Here is a 15,041-nt window from a genome sequence, read left to right on the forward strand (position 1 = left end):
CAATATCAACAAACAAACCTCTGAACCGTTGCAACTATGTTCCTTTGAACCTTTCCTAAAACTATTTAGCCGTAATAATCGCATTCAGATTCTTTTTAAAAAGAGCCTTATTTTGCTCTGATAAAGTATAAACAACATCTTTATCAGCATGAACAATAACTTTATCAATATTAGCCTCTAATAACGATTTTGGATCCTTAATTTTCAAAGTACAAGCGCCGTCAAAAAAACCATCATCTTCAATAATTTTCTTGGCTTCAATAACAGTTCCATCAGTCAATACTGCCGAAATCGTCATAGAATTATTTAAAGTCTTAGAATAAAAACCATCCATAACAAGCAATAATCGATAGGAGTTTTTCAATTCAGGACCTTTAAACTCGTGACGTGTAATATTATAACGCAAACCTTTGGCGAGAGTCTGAAATTTAACCGAACAATCCAGTTCGTAAGTAGCCACATCTCCGACATCATTTACACTTGTCAAAACTTTTGCCTGCGCATTTACATTTAAACCCGCAACTAAAAACACCAACATTATAATTACTTTTTTCATATGTAGTTCTTTTTGAGACATATAAAAATAAAAAAAAATCGCCAGCTTCTTTAGAAACTGGCGATTTTAATTATATGTAACTATTTAATTACTTATTTCCTTTTTCGAAATCAGCAACAAACTGAGCAAGTCCAATATCAGTTAATGGGTGTTTCAACAATCCGTAAATTGCAGAAAGAGGTCCAGTCATAACATCAGCACCAATTTTAGCACAGTTTACAATATGCATTGTATGACGCACAGAAGCAGCTAAAATTTGAGTTTCGTAACCGTAGTTATCAAAAATTAATCTAATTTCTTCGATCAGGTTTAAACCATCAGTAGAAACATCATCCAAACGACCAATAAATGGCGAAACATAAGTTGCTCCCGCTTTTGCAGCTAATAAAGCTTGTCCAGCAGAAAAAACAAGTGTTACGTTAGTTTTAATTCCTTTATCCGAAAAATATTTTGCAGCCATTACACCTTCTTTAGTCATAGGCAATTTTACAACGATTTGATCGTGTAATTCAGCTAATTCTTCACCTTCTTTGATCATTCCATCATAATCCAGCGCATTAACTTCAGCACTTACATCTCCATCAACAAGATTACAGATATCAACATAATGCTTTAAGATGTTATTTTTTCCAGTGATTCCTTCTTTTGCCATCAAAGACGGGTTAGTTGTTACACCATCCAAAACACCTAAAGCTTGTGCTTCTTTAATTTGAGCTAAATTAGCCGTGTCAATAAAAAATTTCATAATTATATCTATTTAATTGTGTTCCTATTTTGGGCGTGACCTTATTGATAAAAGGCGCACTTAACAAACCGCTTATACGCGCCTTTCCTAAATAAGGTCGGGCTATCCACACTACTTCGGTAGTCTGCTCCTATCCCTCACGCAAATCAGGTGCAAAATTACAACTTATAATTTCCAGTAAGATAAAAAAATAAAAAAATAATTTCTAAATCATCAAATCAAACGTTACAAAACAAGAAACAAAAAACTAGTTTAATTTTTGTATTTTTAAAAAATAAAAACACCCTCATAAAAGTGCTAGAAGATCATTTCAAACAAGATATAATTAATATTGAAAAAATTTCAATTGTCCCAACATTACTCAACGTAATCTGCCAGACCACAGGAATGGGTTTCGCAGCAGTAGCAAGAGTTACAGACGAGCGATGGATAACGTGCAGCGTTCAGGACAATGTGCTTTTTGGCTTAAAGCCGGGAGATGAACTACAAATTAAAACTACGATTTGTAACGATATCAGAACAAATCTAAAACCCGTAATTATTGACAATGTAAGCGAAGATCCGCTATACCACGATCATCATACTCCGGCGATGTACAAACTTCAGAGTTATATTTCTATACCAATTATTCGCCAGGACGGAAGTTTTTTTGGCACTTTATGCGCAATTGACCCAAAACCAAACAGCCTTAAAGAATTTAAAGTAAGTGAAATGTTCAAGCTTTTTGCAGAGTTAATTTCATTTCACCTAACAGCAATCGAACAGGAAAACGAAAAAAACATCATACTGAACGAAAAAAATAAGCTACTAGCTAAAACCGAAGTCGAGAAGAAAAAAATCGAAAAACTAAATTCAGATATCGAGAAAAAGTTAATCCAAAAAAATATTTCTCTCGAAAAAATGAACAGCGAATTAGAAGCTTTCAACTATATATCAAGTCACGATTTACAGGAACCATTACGTAAAATTCAGCTTTTTACCGACAGCATTGAACGCGAAGAAATTCAAAATTTATCCGAAAAAGGTAAAACATCATTTCAAAAAATTAGAAATTCAGCTTACCGAATGCAAAATTTGATAAACGATCTTCTACTCTACTCTAAAACTAAATTTGATGATCGAAAATTCGAAATAAAAGATTTGAATGACATTGCCAAAGATGTCATAGACGATCTTACAGAAGAAGTAGAAACTAAAGATGTAACCTTTGACATACAAGAATTAGGAAAACTATCTGTAATAGAATTTCAATTCAGGCAATTACTTTATAATCTTATCAGCAACGCAATAAAATTTGCGAGTCCTGACCGCGATCTGATCATAAAAGTATCTGCAGAAATTACAAACGGAGAATTCGACAAAAATTCACCATTTACTAAATACCACAAAATAACGATTGCTGATAACGGCATTGGGTTTGACCAATTGTACAGCGAAAAAATATTTGGACTCTTCCAGGCTTTACACACAAAACCATCCAAAAGTACCGGAATTGGTCTTACTATAGTAAAACGAATTGTAGAAAACCACAAAGGATTTATAAGAGTCGAAGGAGTTTTAAATCAAGGAGCAAAATTTGAGATTTTTATTCCTGTGCTATAATTTCAAATTTTACTCCTGCTTAATTTATTACAACTTATAATGATTCATCAGCATTTTTTCGTACACTTTATCCGGAAGAGCACGTTTTAAAACGATTGAGAATTTCTGCATAAAAGCACCAACTTTATAATGAACATTCGGTTTTTTCTCTTGCAAAATTTTATACACAAACTCGGCCATTTCGTTTGGATTACTTCCTGCATCAACATGCTCATTCATTGCCGCAAGCGTGTCTTGGTAAACCTTTTCATAAGCCGAACCTTTAATAACAGGCGCATGATAACGTCCTGATGCAATATTGGTTGCAAAATCGCCCGGAGCTACATTCGTAATTTCAATTCCAAAAGATTTAACTTCCATACGCAAAGCTTCCGTAATTAATTCCAAAGCTCCTTTTGAAGCCGAATAAACACTACGATATGGCAATCCCATATAAGCTGCAATTGACGTAATATTAATAATCAAACCCGATTTTTGTTCTCTCATTTGAGGCAAAACAGCTTTCATTACCTCAATTGGACCAAAAAGATTCGTTTCAAAATTGTTTTTTATTTCCTCCATCGGAATTTCTTCTAACGGACCAGTAATTCCAACACCGGCATTATTAATCACAACATCCAATCTTCCGGTAGTTGCAATAACTTTAGCCACAGCAGTTTTTATAGATTCCGCATTTCGAACATCCAGCGCCACAAGTGGAAAAATAGAATTCAATACTTTTTCAGGATTTCTACTAGTTCCATAAACAACGAAACCTTTTTTATGTAAAAATTCTCCAATTGATTTTCCAATCCCTGAAGATCCTCCGGTAATTAAAACAACTTTGCTCATTTAATTATAATTATTTCATTAAAATTTTTAAATCCTCACACTTTATAATTCTCTAAATCTCAATAGACGAAACTACAAAACAAAAACTATTTTTCTTCATTAATTATTTTGCCAATCTTTCTAGAAAATTTAGCAACTCCAATTTTATTCATATGCATCGAATTGTAGAAATTCTCCCTTTTCAAACATATTGAATCCTTCGAGAAATTATAGTATTTTATATTATTTTGCTTCGAAATTTTATCTACAGTTCCATTTATGCATTCTTTTGTAAATGCAAAATGCGACTGCGCTTCAAAATATGATGGCGACCAAACAAAAATAACTTTTATATTATTCTGTTTACAATCTTTGATTATTTCATTCAAAACAGCAAAACCATCTTTATAGTGATTTATGTAGAATTTCTCTTTTGCTTTATCCTTTTCTTTAAGCTTTTTTAAAACTTCAAAATCTCTTTCAAGCCATTTTATATCATTTACAAGATATCCATTTACATTTTTGGGACAATAAAAAGGATCTTTTAAAGATTTGATTTGTTTATAAGCGCTCATTTCATAACCTCTGTATTTATAAACCGGAATGTACTTTTCAAAGTAATAGTCATCATCGATTTCTTTGGCTACAGCTTCATATTCCTTAGTATCAAAATAGGGCAAATATTGAAATTTATTATAAATCTGCTTCAAATCCTGCATCGAGTTATCATCTAAATCTAAAACCAGAATTTTCGGTTTACTATTATGATTAAGATATGCTTTCCATCTAATTTTCAAAACATCATAGTGTGTTCCGCTCAAGCCAAGATTATAGGTTTTTAAACCCGTTGTTTCCTTAATAATTTCGGTATCATATTGAACTTCCGCCCTTGACGTTCCTAAAACAACAACGTCGACTTTAATTTTACCTTCATAAACCTGACTCCAGGTATTATTAGAGCAACAGTTATCTTTTTTCAAATAAAAGTCCATTATAGCCTGAATTCCCAAGAGAATTAAATACATCAAAGCAATACTGACAATCAGTTTTAAAACAAACTTTTTCATACTTAAAATTGAAAATAAATAAAACTAGTTGACTGATTTTTAATCGATAACAAAATACTAATTACAGCAAGGAAATAAAAAACATATTTTGCTGCAATCGACAATTTTGTATTGTGAAGCTTTGTAAAAACAACATTTTCATTTTTATAATACCATTCAATAAACAAGAAAATGATTAAATACAAAAGCAATGGTTTTAGACTCAATTCATATGTTTTTGCCGAATGAATTTTAAGGAAATCCTCATATCTAAAAATTCCTTTTATATAAGCAATTGCATTTGTCAAAGAATTTGATCGGAAAAATATCCACGCAAAAGTGACTAAACCAAAGGTTATCAGAATATCTACAAATGCTTTTATCTGAGACAAAAAACTACTTTGCGAATCATTATCAACGTACTTTCTATTATTCTTCATTAAAAATGACGGAATAAAATACAACGCATTTAAAGCTCCCCAGAATATAAAAGTCCAATTTGCGCCATGCCAAAATCCGCTTAAAATAAAAATAATGAAGATATTACGTATTGACTTTGTCAAACCTACTTTTGATCCTCCTAGCGGCATATAAACATAATCTCTAAACCAGGAAGACAATGAAATATGCCAACGTCTCCAAAAATCAGCAATGTTTCGAGAGAAATAAGGTGTTCTAAAATTCGTAATCAAATCAATTCCAAGCAATTTAGCGACTCCAATTGCAATATCTGAATATCCGGAAAAGTCACAGTAAATTTGAAAAGAAAAAAGTATCGCGCCCAAAACCAGTGTTCCACCAGAATAATTAGCGTAATTCTGAAATATATCATCCACAAAAACTGAACACGTATCTGCAATTACAATTTTCTTAAAAAGCCCCCATAAAATCTGTCTTACGCCATTAACGGCAGTATTATAATCAAAGCTTCTTTTTTTCTTTATTTGCGGTAAAAGATGAGTCGCTCTCTCAATTGGTCCAGCGACCAAAAGCGGAAAAAAACTAACAAAAACAGCATAATCAATAAAGTTTTTCTCTGCCGGAATTCGTTTTTTATAAACATCAATAACATAAGATAAGCCGTGAAAAGTATAAAACGAAATTCCAACCGGCAACACAACATTTAAAGTCCATGTATTGATAACAAAACCAAATTTTGAGAATAATTCTGTAAACGATTCAATAAAGAAATTGTAATATTTAAAAACTCCTAAAAAGCCAAGATTTACAGATATACTTAACCAAAACCAAAAGCGTTTGGAACTTTCTTTCTCTGTATTTGAAATTTTAAGTCCGGAATAGTAGTCTAATAAAGTAGAGAAAACAAGTAAAAATAAAAATCTCCAATCCCAAAAAGCGTAAAAAAAGTAACTCGAGATTAATAAAAGCAGGTTCTGTATTTTTAAATTTTTATTGGTAACAAACCAATAAAGGATAAAAATTATCACAAAAAATACAGCAAAATTCAGGGAATTAAAAAGCATATGCGTTTTTCATTTTAATTTTAGTCCATTACAATTTATAAAAATCCAAACCCAGCCTTTTCTAATGTCTAACCAAATTGGTATTCTATTTTAACAAGGTCCAAAAATAAAAAAATCCTCCATAAGGAAGACTACTTTTGAATTAATTCTAAAAAAAAATCCCATAAATGGGACTATAAAAATAAAAAAAATGGCAAGCGACCTACATCGCACCGCTCAACCACGTACCCTTGCTATGTTCCCATCCTGGGGGAGTCTGCAGGAGCTGGTCGTGTAGGACTTGCCGGTGCAAATATACAATCTTTTTATATTTTTGCAAGACCTTTGTTGCTATAAAAATATCGTCGTATATTGGCTTATTCAAATTTTTAACTATGAAAAAATATAACTTCCTAGCTGTCATTTTATTAGGAATCACATTAATTGGATGTGGAGATACAAAAAAAAGTGAAAATTCTTTATTTAACATCGATGATTCTGCTTTTCCAGCTCATTTTTTACCACAAGAATCGATTTCTATCGGAATTTTGAACCCAAATTCGAAAGAAATTGACAGCGTTGCTTACTTTGTAAACGACAAAAAAGTAGGTAGTTCTAAAGGTGCCGAAAAATTCAAATTTGAATTAAAAGATCAAAAATTAGGTTATCAATACTTAAAAGCTACCGTTTATTTTGGTTCTGATTCTTCAGATGCTACTAAACGTGTTGAAGTGGTTTCAAACGTAGAACCTAAATTATTAAAGTATAAAATCGTTAATACTTATCCGCACGACACAAAAGCTTTTACTGAAGGTTTAGAATTTCATGATGGAACTTTATACGAAAGTACAGGTCAAAAAGGAGATTCTTATTTTAGATCTGTTGATTATAAAACCGGAAAAGTGATTAAACAAGTTGATCTTCCTAAAGAATATTTTGGAGAAGGAATCACTTTTATCAATGGAAAGTTATTTCAATTAAGCTGGCAGGAAAACACTGGTTTTATTTATGATGCTAAAACATTAAAACTGGAGAAAACTTTCAAATACGATAAAGAAATTGAAGGTTGGGGAATGACAAATGATGGAAAATATATTTATCGTTCTGACGGAACTGAAAAAATCTGGAAAATGGATCCTGAAACACAAAAGTTGATCGACTATATTAATGTTTATTCCGGAACATCAAAAATTAAAGCGATTAATGAATTAGAATACATTAACGGAAAATTCTATGTAAATGTTTGGCAAAAAGATGCAATTGCGATCGTTAATCCAACAAGCGGAGCAGTTGAAGGAATCTTAAATATGTCAGACTTACGTAAGTTTATCAAACATCCGCAAGCAGAGGTTTTAAACGGAATTGCTTATAATCCGCAAACCAAAACTATTTTTATTACTGGTAAATATTGGGAGAAAATGTTTGAAATAACAGTTTCAGAATAAAAAATTAAAAAAATTAAAAACACAAATTTCACAGATTTCACGGATTAGTTCGTGATAATTTGTGAAATTTGTGTTTTATAACAAAATCAACAATGACAACATTAATTACAAACATAAAAGAATTGCTTCAGGTTCGTGAAACTTCAATTTCTAAAGTTTCAGGTGCCGAAATGGCTATTCTTCCAACGATAAAAAATGCTTTTTTAATTTTAAAAGACAATCTGATTCACGATTTTGGATCTATGGAGAATCTGCCGGAAATTAAAGCGGACAAAATTATCGATGCAACTGGTCAAATCGTTCTGCCTTCATGGTGCGACAGTCACACGCATATTGTTTATGCCGGTAATCGTGAGCAGGAATTTGTGGATAGAATTAACGGATTTTCATATGAAGAAATCGCTAATCGCGGCGGTGGAATTTTAAACTCGGCTAAAAAACTCAACGAAACTTCTGAAGAAGAAATTTATGAGCAATCAAAACTTCGCTTAGAAGAAGTTATGCATTTAGGAACAGGAGCTGTAGAAATTAAATCGGGTTACGGATTAACAATCGAAGGCGAAATAAAAATGCTTCGTGTTATTAAAAAACTAGCCGAAAACTATCCAATAACCATAAAAGCTACTTTTCTTGGCGCACATGCTTTTCCGTTGCATTATAAAGAAAACAAAGCAGGTTATATCGACGAAATTATCACTAAAATGTTACCTGAAATTGCTCAAAATAAGTTAGCAGAATATATAGATGTATTTTGCGAAACAGGTTATTTTTCTGTTGAAGAAACAGAACAAATTATGCAAGCAGGAATAGAATTCGGCTTAAAGCCAAAAATTCACGTAAATCAATTCAATTCTATTGGAGGAATACAATCCGGAGTTAAATTTAAAGCCCTTTCTGTCGATCATCTTGAAATTATGAATCCTGAAGACATTGAAGCTTTAAAAGATTCTGAAACAATGCCTGTAGCTTTACCATCGTGTTCTTACTTTTTAAGTATTCCATACACGCCGGCACGCGAAATGATAAAAGCAGGACTTCCTTTAGCTTTAGCTACAGATTTCAACCCTGGTTCTACTCCATCCGGAAACATGAACTTTGTAGTTGCAACGGCTTGTATTAAAATGAAAATGACGCCTGAAGAAGCGATAAATGCAGCGACTATTAATGGCGCTTATGCAATGGGAATCTCAGAAACTCACGGAAGTATTACAAAGGGTAAAAAAGCCAATTTAATCCTCACAAAACCTATTTCATCTTATTACCAGATTCCTTATGCATTTGGAAGTAATTTAATCGAAAGTGTTTTTGTTGAAGGGGAAATTATATAAATAATTTGATTCTTAATTGAATAAAAAAAGGCCTGTGAAAAACTTCACAGGCCTTTAATATTTTAGTGGTATTCTACTTTTAGGCAGATTTCTTATCTCAAGTTAAAACTTGTTTTAGAAACTAATTCGTCATTATCATAAACATTGATAAAGTAAGTTCCTTTAGCAAAATCTTTACCAGGTAAGTCTTCACTAACACTTACAGTTTTGTTTTCGTACTTAACAGTAGTTTTAAAACTATAAGTTAAAGAATTATCACCAAAGTTTTCTGTTTTTTTCTCGCCCAAAACATTGTTTTTAGCATCGATAACTTGTACATAATACGTTTTATCTCCAGATTTAGCGATTTGATTTTCAGCAATAGTAAAACTAATTTTCAAGATATCAGCACGACTTGCTTTATCTGTTTCGATTTGTTTTCCAGAGCTTCTCAATTTATAAGCAGCAGTTTTTGTGTTTAAAACTGATAATTTAGCGCCTTTTTCAACTGTCTTAGCCAACTCTTCGTTTTGACCAACTAATACTTCATTATATTTTTTAGATTCACCTAAAACTGTAATCGTACTATCTCTTTGAACTGTCAAAACACCATTTTGTTTTTTCAATTCATCGTTTTCAGCAACAAGAGTTTTCATTTTTCCTTGCATAGCCTGAACTTGTGATCTGTATTTAGACACATCACCTTTTGATTTATTCAAATCATCCATCAAAGCTACTACTTTATCTCTTTCCTGAATTAACTCGTCAGACATAGAAGTATTTTCAGCAATTGCAGCATCGTAAGTTGCTTTTAATTCCTGCAAATCTTTCATAACAGATTCTTTCTCTGTCATAGATGTTGTAAGTTCAGTTTTAACTACTTCTGTATCAGAAGACAATTTAAAAATATACACTAAGCTACCAATTAGTAGGACTGCTAAAACTGCGATTATCGCCTTTAGACTTGAGTTGTTGTTCTTTGGGTTTTCCATATTTAATAATTTTCTTTAAAACAAATTTAAGAATTAATATATCTTAATAACGTAAGTTGATACAATTATATTATTTTTGGAAAATATTTTTTTTTAATGGAGAAACTAATTCCTTTTACTGTAAATGATTTAGCAAAAGTCACAAATCACAGAAGTGGCGAAATAAAATTTGGAGAGAAAATGATTGTTATTCCCAAAGGAGTAGACAAACTGAGTTTCTTGAAGGAAAGTGAAGCTAAATATGTGCTTTTGGGAATACCCGAAGACATTGGCGTACGCGCAAACTTCGGTAGACCCGGAGCGGCTTCTGCATGGGAAAGTGCCATTAAAAGCATTGCTAACATTCAGCATAATCGTTTTTCAAAAGGCAGTCAGATTATTGTTTTAGGACAAATTAATGTTCTGGAAGAAATGCGCGATGTCGAAAATCTTGATTTCAATGATATCGACGATCGCTCAAAACTAAGTCAGTTAGTAGAAAAAATAGACAAAGAAGTTTCTCATATTATTTTCACTATTGTAAAAGCTGGAAAAACTCCAATTATCATCGGCGGAGGCCATAATAATGCTTACGGAAATATTAAAGGTTCGGCTTTAGCCAAAGGAAAACCCATAAATGCGATTAATTTTGATGCTCATTCTGATTTTAGAATTTTAGAAGGACGTCATAGCGGAAACGGTTTTTCTTATGCTTATGAAGAAGGTTTCTTAAAAAAATATTTCATCTTTGGTTTACACGAAAATTATACTTCAAAAAGTGTTTTGGATATCATCAAAAAACTGGAAGATCGTGTTCGCTACAACACTTATGACAGCGTAAATATCCGCAAAGAAAAAGATTTTGACAGAGAAATGGCTTTGGCTTTAGAATTTATCAGAGCAGATTCTTTTGGAATTGAAATTGATTTAGATGCAATTCCAAATATTGCGAGCAGCGCCATGACAATTAGCGGATTTTCTGTTGAAGAATTAAGACAGTTTATTTCCTTTTTCGGATCACATAGAAATGCTACTTATTTGCATATTTGCGAAGGTGCACCAGATTTAGCAGATTCTCCAAACAACAATTTAATTGGCAAATTAATTGGTTATTTAGTAACTGATTTCATTAAAGCCAATAATGAAAAAGAATAAAAAGGGAGAATATTATCCCTTAAAAATCAGTTCATTTACCAAATAAACTAAGTTTCAAATCAAGGTTTGATTGAATAAACCTATCTTTGCACAGAATTTTAGTACTTAAAACTAAATTCTTAATACCTAAGATATGTTATTCGAAGATTTATCACTTTCAAAAAGTATACAAAAAGCCGTATTTGAAGAAGGCTACCTAAATCCTACTCCTATTCAGGAGCAATCTATTCCGATTGTTTTGGCAGGAAGAGATTTAATTGGTTGCGCACAAACAGGTACAGGAAAAACGGCCGCTTTTGCCATTCCAATCATACATCAATTACATAGAATTGTTGGCTCATCTAAAAAAGCCAAAGTAATTCGTGCTCTTATAGTAACTCCAACACGTGAATTAGCGGTGCAAATTGGTCAAAGTTTTGACACTTATGCAAAATATACCAACTTAACACAATTGACGATTTTTGGTGGTGTTTCGCAAAATCCACAAGTAGACACTTTAAAACAAGGTGTTGATATTCTGGTTGCAACTCCGGGAAGATTACTTGATTTACAGAAACAAGGTTTTCTTGATTTGGATCATTTACATACTTTGGTTCTGGACGAAGCGGATCAAATGCTGGATATGGGTTTTATAAACGATGTAAAAAAGATCGTAAAACTAACTCCTAAAAACCGTCAAACGTTATTGTTTTCGGCTACAATGCCAATTGCAATTCGTGAATTGGCCGAAATGTTCCTGAAAGATCCTGCTAAAGTCGAAGTTTCTCCAGTATCATCTACTGCCGAAAATGTTGAACAACGTGTTTACTTTGTTGAAAAAACAGAGAAAAGAAATTTATTATATCATTTAATAAAAAACGAAGATTTATCGAATGTTTTGGTTTTTTCGAGAACTAAACATGGTGCCGATAATGTTGTAAAAGCGCTTCGTAAAAAAGATATTCCTGCTGAAGCAATTCACGGAGACAAATCTCAAAATGCAAGACAACGCGTTTTAGATGCTTTCAAAAACAAAGAAGTTGGTGTTCTTGTAGCGACTGATATCGCAGCGAGAGGAATTGATATTGACCAATTGCCATTTGTAATTAACTTTGATTTACCTAATATTCCTGAAACTTATGTTCATAGAATTGGACGTACTGGACGTGCCGGAAACGGAGGAATTGCAATCTCTTTTTGCAGTAAAGACGAACAACCTTACTGGAAAGACATTCAAAAATTGATAAAAGTTGATGTAAAAACAATTACAGATCATCCTTATCCATGGCATTCCGGAAGTCCTGAAGCATCGGCTGAAAAACCTAAAAATTCAAACCGAAGCGGTGGTGCTCATAAATCGAGAAAATCAAATGCTTCTAAACAAAATAAAAAACGCTGGTATTAAACTGAGCGCTTGAATATAAATCAATACTTAACACGAATTTCACCAATTTGCACAAATTTTAATAGGTTAACCTAGTTTGTGCTAATTCGTGAAATTCGTGTTTTTTTTTATACTTCTTCTCATCTTAACAACCATTTTTTGCTTCATTTATTAAGTAATTTATAATTTTAAATAACTTAACCGGTTCAAACGGTTTTATAATAATATCGTTTATTCCGGACGAAATCGCTTCTTCTGCAATTTCATCTTTATCAAAAGCAGTAAGCGCTACAACTGGCGTTTTTATTCCCTGCAAACGAATCCTTTTAGTCGTTTCGAATCCATTCATTAAAGGCATATTTATATCCATTAAAATCAGATCAAATTCTTCATTTTCTAAGATTTTAAGCGCCGAAAAACCATCGTCTACAACTTTACAGATATAATTATTTTTTTCAATGATTTTCTTAGTAACCAATTGATTGATAAGATTATCTTCGACAATTAATATCTTATAAATTTCATTTGAAGTTAAATCAACTTCGATTTCTTCAATAATAGTTTTTGTTTTTTGAGGATCATATTCAAACGGAATAGTAAATGAAAATGAAGTTCCTTCGCCAATATCACTTTCCAGCGTTATTGTACTTCCAAAAAGTCCTAACAATCGTTTTACAATACTTAATCCTAATCCGGTTCCTTGATAATCTTCATCTTTTCTTCCGACCTGAACAAACTTTTCGAAAATTTTCCCCTGATCAATCGCAGCAATTCCAACGCCATTATCCTTAATTAGAAAATCCAGAAAATACATTTTCCCTTCTATTCCATCAAGATTTACGATGATTTCTACTTCTCCATCTTTAGTAAACTTCAAAGCATTACTAACCAAATTCATTATAATCTGGGCCAATCTCAACTTGTCTCCAATCAAATATTCAGGAATATTGGGATCGATTGAAACATTAATTTTATTATTATTTTTTTGAGATAAAAAGGAAAGCGAGTTTTTTATCATTGTAATTTCATCCGAAATATTAAATGTTAAACTCTCCAGAACGACTTTGTTCTCTTCTATTTTATTGATTTGAAGAATATCATTTACTAAAGACAATAAATATCTGGCTGAAAATTTCAAAGCACTTAAATGCTGACTTTGCGACAATTCTTTATGTTCTTCCAGAAGCATATTCGTTATCCCCACTACTCCATATAGCGGAGTACGCAATTCGTGACTTATAGTCGAAATAAATTGTGTTTTAAGCATCGAAGCTTCTTCTGCAATTTCTTTTGCCTTTAAAAGCTCTAAATTGTGCTTTTTCTTGAATCTGATATTTTTTATTAATGTGACAATTAATAAAAGAAGAATAAAAGAGATTACGATAAACAGAATAACAATAATTCTGGATTTTTTTAAACTCTGATATTGTGTTATTTTTTCATTTTCGATTTTATCAATTTGCCTTTTGTATTCGTCCAATTCAAGATTAAAACCAGCGATAGAAGCTTTCTTAACTTTCTCGTCATTGTAGATTTGCTCTGTTATTTTATTATAGGCAGATAAATTGGTATAAGCTTCCTTAAAATCTCCATTTTTGGTCAAAAATTTTGAATACTCTAAATGCGCATATGACAAATCTAATTTTTCGACATGCTCATTTCCAAACTTTATGGCTTTTTCAAAATAATCACGAGCTTTAAGATTTTCGTCTATGTAACCGCAATACATACCGTTTAACATATTAGTAATTATAACGGTATCATCATCTCCAACTTCCTTCTGGTGTTTGTTTACAAAGCTTAAATAGGGATATCCTTTTTCGAAATTTCCAATATCAAAATAAGCCCAGGCGATATTAACATTCGTAAAATATATCTGGCTCAGATCTTTGATTTTGCTGCTTAATTCTATCGATTTTTTATAAAAAATAATTCCTTGTTTGTATTGTTTTTTTTCAAAGCAATATATATTACCCAGATTATTATATAGCATATTCTTAAAGCCATCATTCTTTGCTCTGTCAGCATAAAAAAGGCTTTTTTTATAAAAAAATATTGCTTTATCGTATTCTACTAAATCATTATAATTGGCTCCGATTATATTATAAGAACGGGCAATAAAATAATCGTTTTTGGTAATTGTTGATTGATTAAGCGCAACTCTGGAAATAATTAATGATTTTTCATAATTTGACTCTCTATAGTTCGAAAGTGCTTCTAAAATAAGTTTATCGATTTTTTCTGTTGACAAATTTTTCTGTGCCCATAAATTAAATGAAAGTAAATTCATTAACATGAAACACGATAAAAAAATTCGAAATCGAAACATAATTTAGGGGAATATTTATTCAAATATACATTATTAAGATAAAAAACAACAGCATGATTTTTTACAAAGTTCTTTTTTGTTTAATCATTTACTCCGAATGCTTTACAAAAAAAACAGCTTGCACTTTCTTCTTAAAAACGAAACTACGTCAAAACACCAAAACACGGGCTATAGATGACTGTTTTAAGCAAAATCCTTCAAAAACATTAAAACAGCAAAAAAACAAATTAACCATGAAAACGAATAAAA

The 15,041-nt window shown here is 31.7% G+C and carries 12 protein-coding genes and 1 other RNA gene; 5 read left to right on the top strand and 8 right to left on the bottom strand.

All coding sequences use genetic code 11. The features are described 5' to 3' along the window. Positions 1 to 61: 61 nt before the first annotated feature. On the bottom strand, positions 62 to 556 hold the full coding sequence (locus WN975_RS10565; RefSeq protein WP_337966503.1) for a hypothetical protein: 495 nt from the start codon (positions 554 to 556) through the stop codon (positions 62 to 64). Positions 557 to 644: 88 nt separating this feature from the next. Continuing rightward, on the bottom strand, positions 645 to 1,301 hold the full coding sequence (gene fsa / locus WN975_RS10570; RefSeq protein WP_099708641.1) for a fructose-6-phosphate aldolase: 657 nt from the start codon (positions 1,299 to 1,301) through the stop codon (positions 645 to 647). A 294-nt stretch (positions 1,302 to 1,595) separates the two neighbouring features. Between fsa and WN975_RS10575 the strand changes: the two genes are divergently transcribed. Further along, a complete protein-coding gene (locus WN975_RS10575; RefSeq protein ID WP_337966504.1) occupies positions 1,596 to 2,903 on the top strand; it encodes an ATP-binding protein in 1,308 nt (435 codons plus the stop codon). A gap of 27 nt (positions 2,904 to 2,930) precedes the next feature. Here WN975_RS10575 and WN975_RS10580 read toward each other — a convergent pair whose 3' ends face one another. The 4 genes from WN975_RS10580 to ffs form a co-directional block, all read right to left on the bottom strand. Then, the gene (locus tag WN975_RS10580) at positions 2,931 to 3,734 is read right to left on the bottom strand and encodes an SDR family oxidoreductase (RefSeq protein WP_337966505.1); all 804 of its coding nucleotides are present in this window, start codon (positions 3,732 to 3,734) and stop codon (positions 2,931 to 2,933) included. A gap of 86 nt (positions 3,735 to 3,820) precedes the next feature. Continuing rightward, entirely contained in the window at positions 3,821 to 4,780 is a 960-nt protein-coding gene (locus WN975_RS10585; protein WP_337966506.1) for a hypothetical protein, read from the bottom strand. Between the two features lie 2 nt (positions 4,781 to 4,782). Next, on the bottom strand, positions 4,783 to 6,243 hold the full coding sequence (locus tag WN975_RS10590) for an MBOAT family O-acyltransferase (protein ID WP_337966507.1): 1,461 nt from the start codon (positions 6,241 to 6,243) through the stop codon (positions 4,783 to 4,785). A gap of 188 nt (positions 6,244 to 6,431) precedes the next feature. Further along, an RNA gene (ffs, locus tag WN975_RS10595) (signal recognition particle sRNA small type) lies at positions 6,432 to 6,529 on the bottom strand. An 88-nt stretch (positions 6,530 to 6,617) separates the two neighbouring features. On the opposite strand from ffs, the gene WN975_RS10600 reads away from it, so the two are divergent. Together WN975_RS10600 and hutI are read left to right on the top strand one after the other, a co-directional pair. Further along, the gene (locus tag WN975_RS10600; protein ID WP_337966508.1) at positions 6,618 to 7,667 is read left to right on the top strand and encodes a glutaminyl-peptide cyclotransferase; all 1,050 of its coding nucleotides are present in this window, start codon (positions 6,618 to 6,620) and stop codon (positions 7,665 to 7,667) included. 92 nt (positions 7,668 to 7,759) lie between these two features. Next, positions 7,760 to 8,995, top strand: a complete 1,236-nt coding sequence (hutI, locus tag WN975_RS10605; RefSeq protein WP_337966509.1) for an imidazolonepropionase — start codon at positions 7,760 to 7,762, stop codon at positions 8,993 to 8,995. A 92-nt stretch (positions 8,996 to 9,087) separates the two neighbouring features. Here the strand turns inward: hutI and WN975_RS10610 are convergent, their stop codons facing one another. Next, positions 9,088 to 9,966 (bottom strand): hypothetical protein, encoded by an 879-nt coding sequence (locus WN975_RS10610; protein ID WP_337966510.1) that lies wholly within the window; start codon positions 9,964 to 9,966, stop codon positions 9,088 to 9,090. A gap of 96 nt (positions 9,967 to 10,062) precedes the next feature. On the opposite strand from WN975_RS10610, the gene WN975_RS10615 reads away from it, so the two are divergent. Both WN975_RS10615 and WN975_RS10620 read left to right on the top strand, forming a co-directional pair. Beyond that, the gene (locus WN975_RS10615; RefSeq protein WP_337966511.1) at positions 10,063 to 11,100 is read left to right on the top strand and encodes a formimidoylglutamase; all 1,038 of its coding nucleotides are present in this window, start codon (positions 10,063 to 10,065) and stop codon (positions 11,098 to 11,100) included. Between the two features lie 133 nt (positions 11,101 to 11,233). Next, positions 11,234 to 12,484 carry a DEAD/DEAH box helicase gene (locus tag WN975_RS10620; protein ID WP_099708647.1) on the top strand — a complete coding sequence of 417 codons (1,251 nt, stop codon included), beginning with the start codon at positions 11,234 to 11,236 and terminating at the stop codon, positions 12,482 to 12,484. Positions 12,485 to 12,608: 124 nt separating this feature from the next. On the opposite strand, the gene WN975_RS10625 is transcribed toward WN975_RS10620, so the two are convergent. Beyond that, positions 12,609 to 14,753, bottom strand: a complete 2,145-nt coding sequence (locus tag WN975_RS10625; RefSeq protein ID WP_337966512.1) for a response regulator — start codon at positions 14,751 to 14,753, stop codon at positions 12,609 to 12,611. Positions 14,754 to 15,041 lie beyond the last annotated feature (288 nt).

Origin of the sequence: uncultured Flavobacterium sp., assembly GCF_951805225.1 — a bacterium.
Taxonomy (GTDB): Bacteria; Bacteroidota; Bacteroidia; order Flavobacteriales; family Flavobacteriaceae; genus Flavobacterium.

Excerpts from the sequence above, each read along its gene's own strand:
- WN975_RS10610 (WP_337966510.1), bottom strand. The coding sequence starts at position 9,966 with ATGGAAAACCCAAAGAACAACAACTCAAGTCTAAAGGCGATAATCGCA.
- WN975_RS10580 (WP_337966505.1), bottom strand. The coding sequence starts at position 3,734 with ATGAGCAAAGTTGTTTTAATTACCGGAGGATCTTCAGGGATTGGAAAA.
- WN975_RS10565 (WP_337966503.1), bottom strand. The coding sequence starts at position 556 with ATGAAAAAAGTAATTATAATGTTGGTGTTTTTAGTTGCGGGTTTAAAT.
- WN975_RS10615 (WP_337966511.1), top strand. The coding sequence starts at position 10,063 with ATGGAGAAACTAATTCCTTTTACTGTAAATGATTTAGCAAAAGTCACA.
- hutI (WP_337966509.1), top strand. The coding sequence starts at position 7,760 with ATGACAACATTAATTACAAACATAAAAGAATTGCTTCAGGTTCGTGAA.
- WN975_RS10585 (WP_337966506.1), bottom strand. The coding sequence starts at position 4,780 with ATGAAAAAGTTTGTTTTAAAACTGATTGTCAGTATTGCTTTGATGTAT.
- fsa (WP_099708641.1), bottom strand. The coding sequence starts at position 1,301 with ATGAAATTTTTTATTGACACGGCTAATTTAGCTCAAATTAAAGAAGCA.
- WN975_RS10590 (WP_337966507.1), bottom strand. The coding sequence starts at position 6,243 with ATGCTTTTTAATTCCCTGAATTTTGCTGTATTTTTTGTGATAATTTTT.
- WN975_RS10625 (WP_337966512.1), bottom strand. The coding sequence starts at position 14,753 with ATGAATTTACTTTCATTTAATTTATGGGCACAGAAAAATTTGTCAACA.
- WN975_RS10620 (WP_099708647.1), top strand. The coding sequence starts at position 11,234 with ATGTTATTCGAAGATTTATCACTTTCAAAAAGTATACAAAAAGCCGTA.
- WN975_RS10600 (WP_337966508.1), top strand. The coding sequence starts at position 6,618 with ATGAAAAAATATAACTTCCTAGCTGTCATTTTATTAGGAATCACATTA.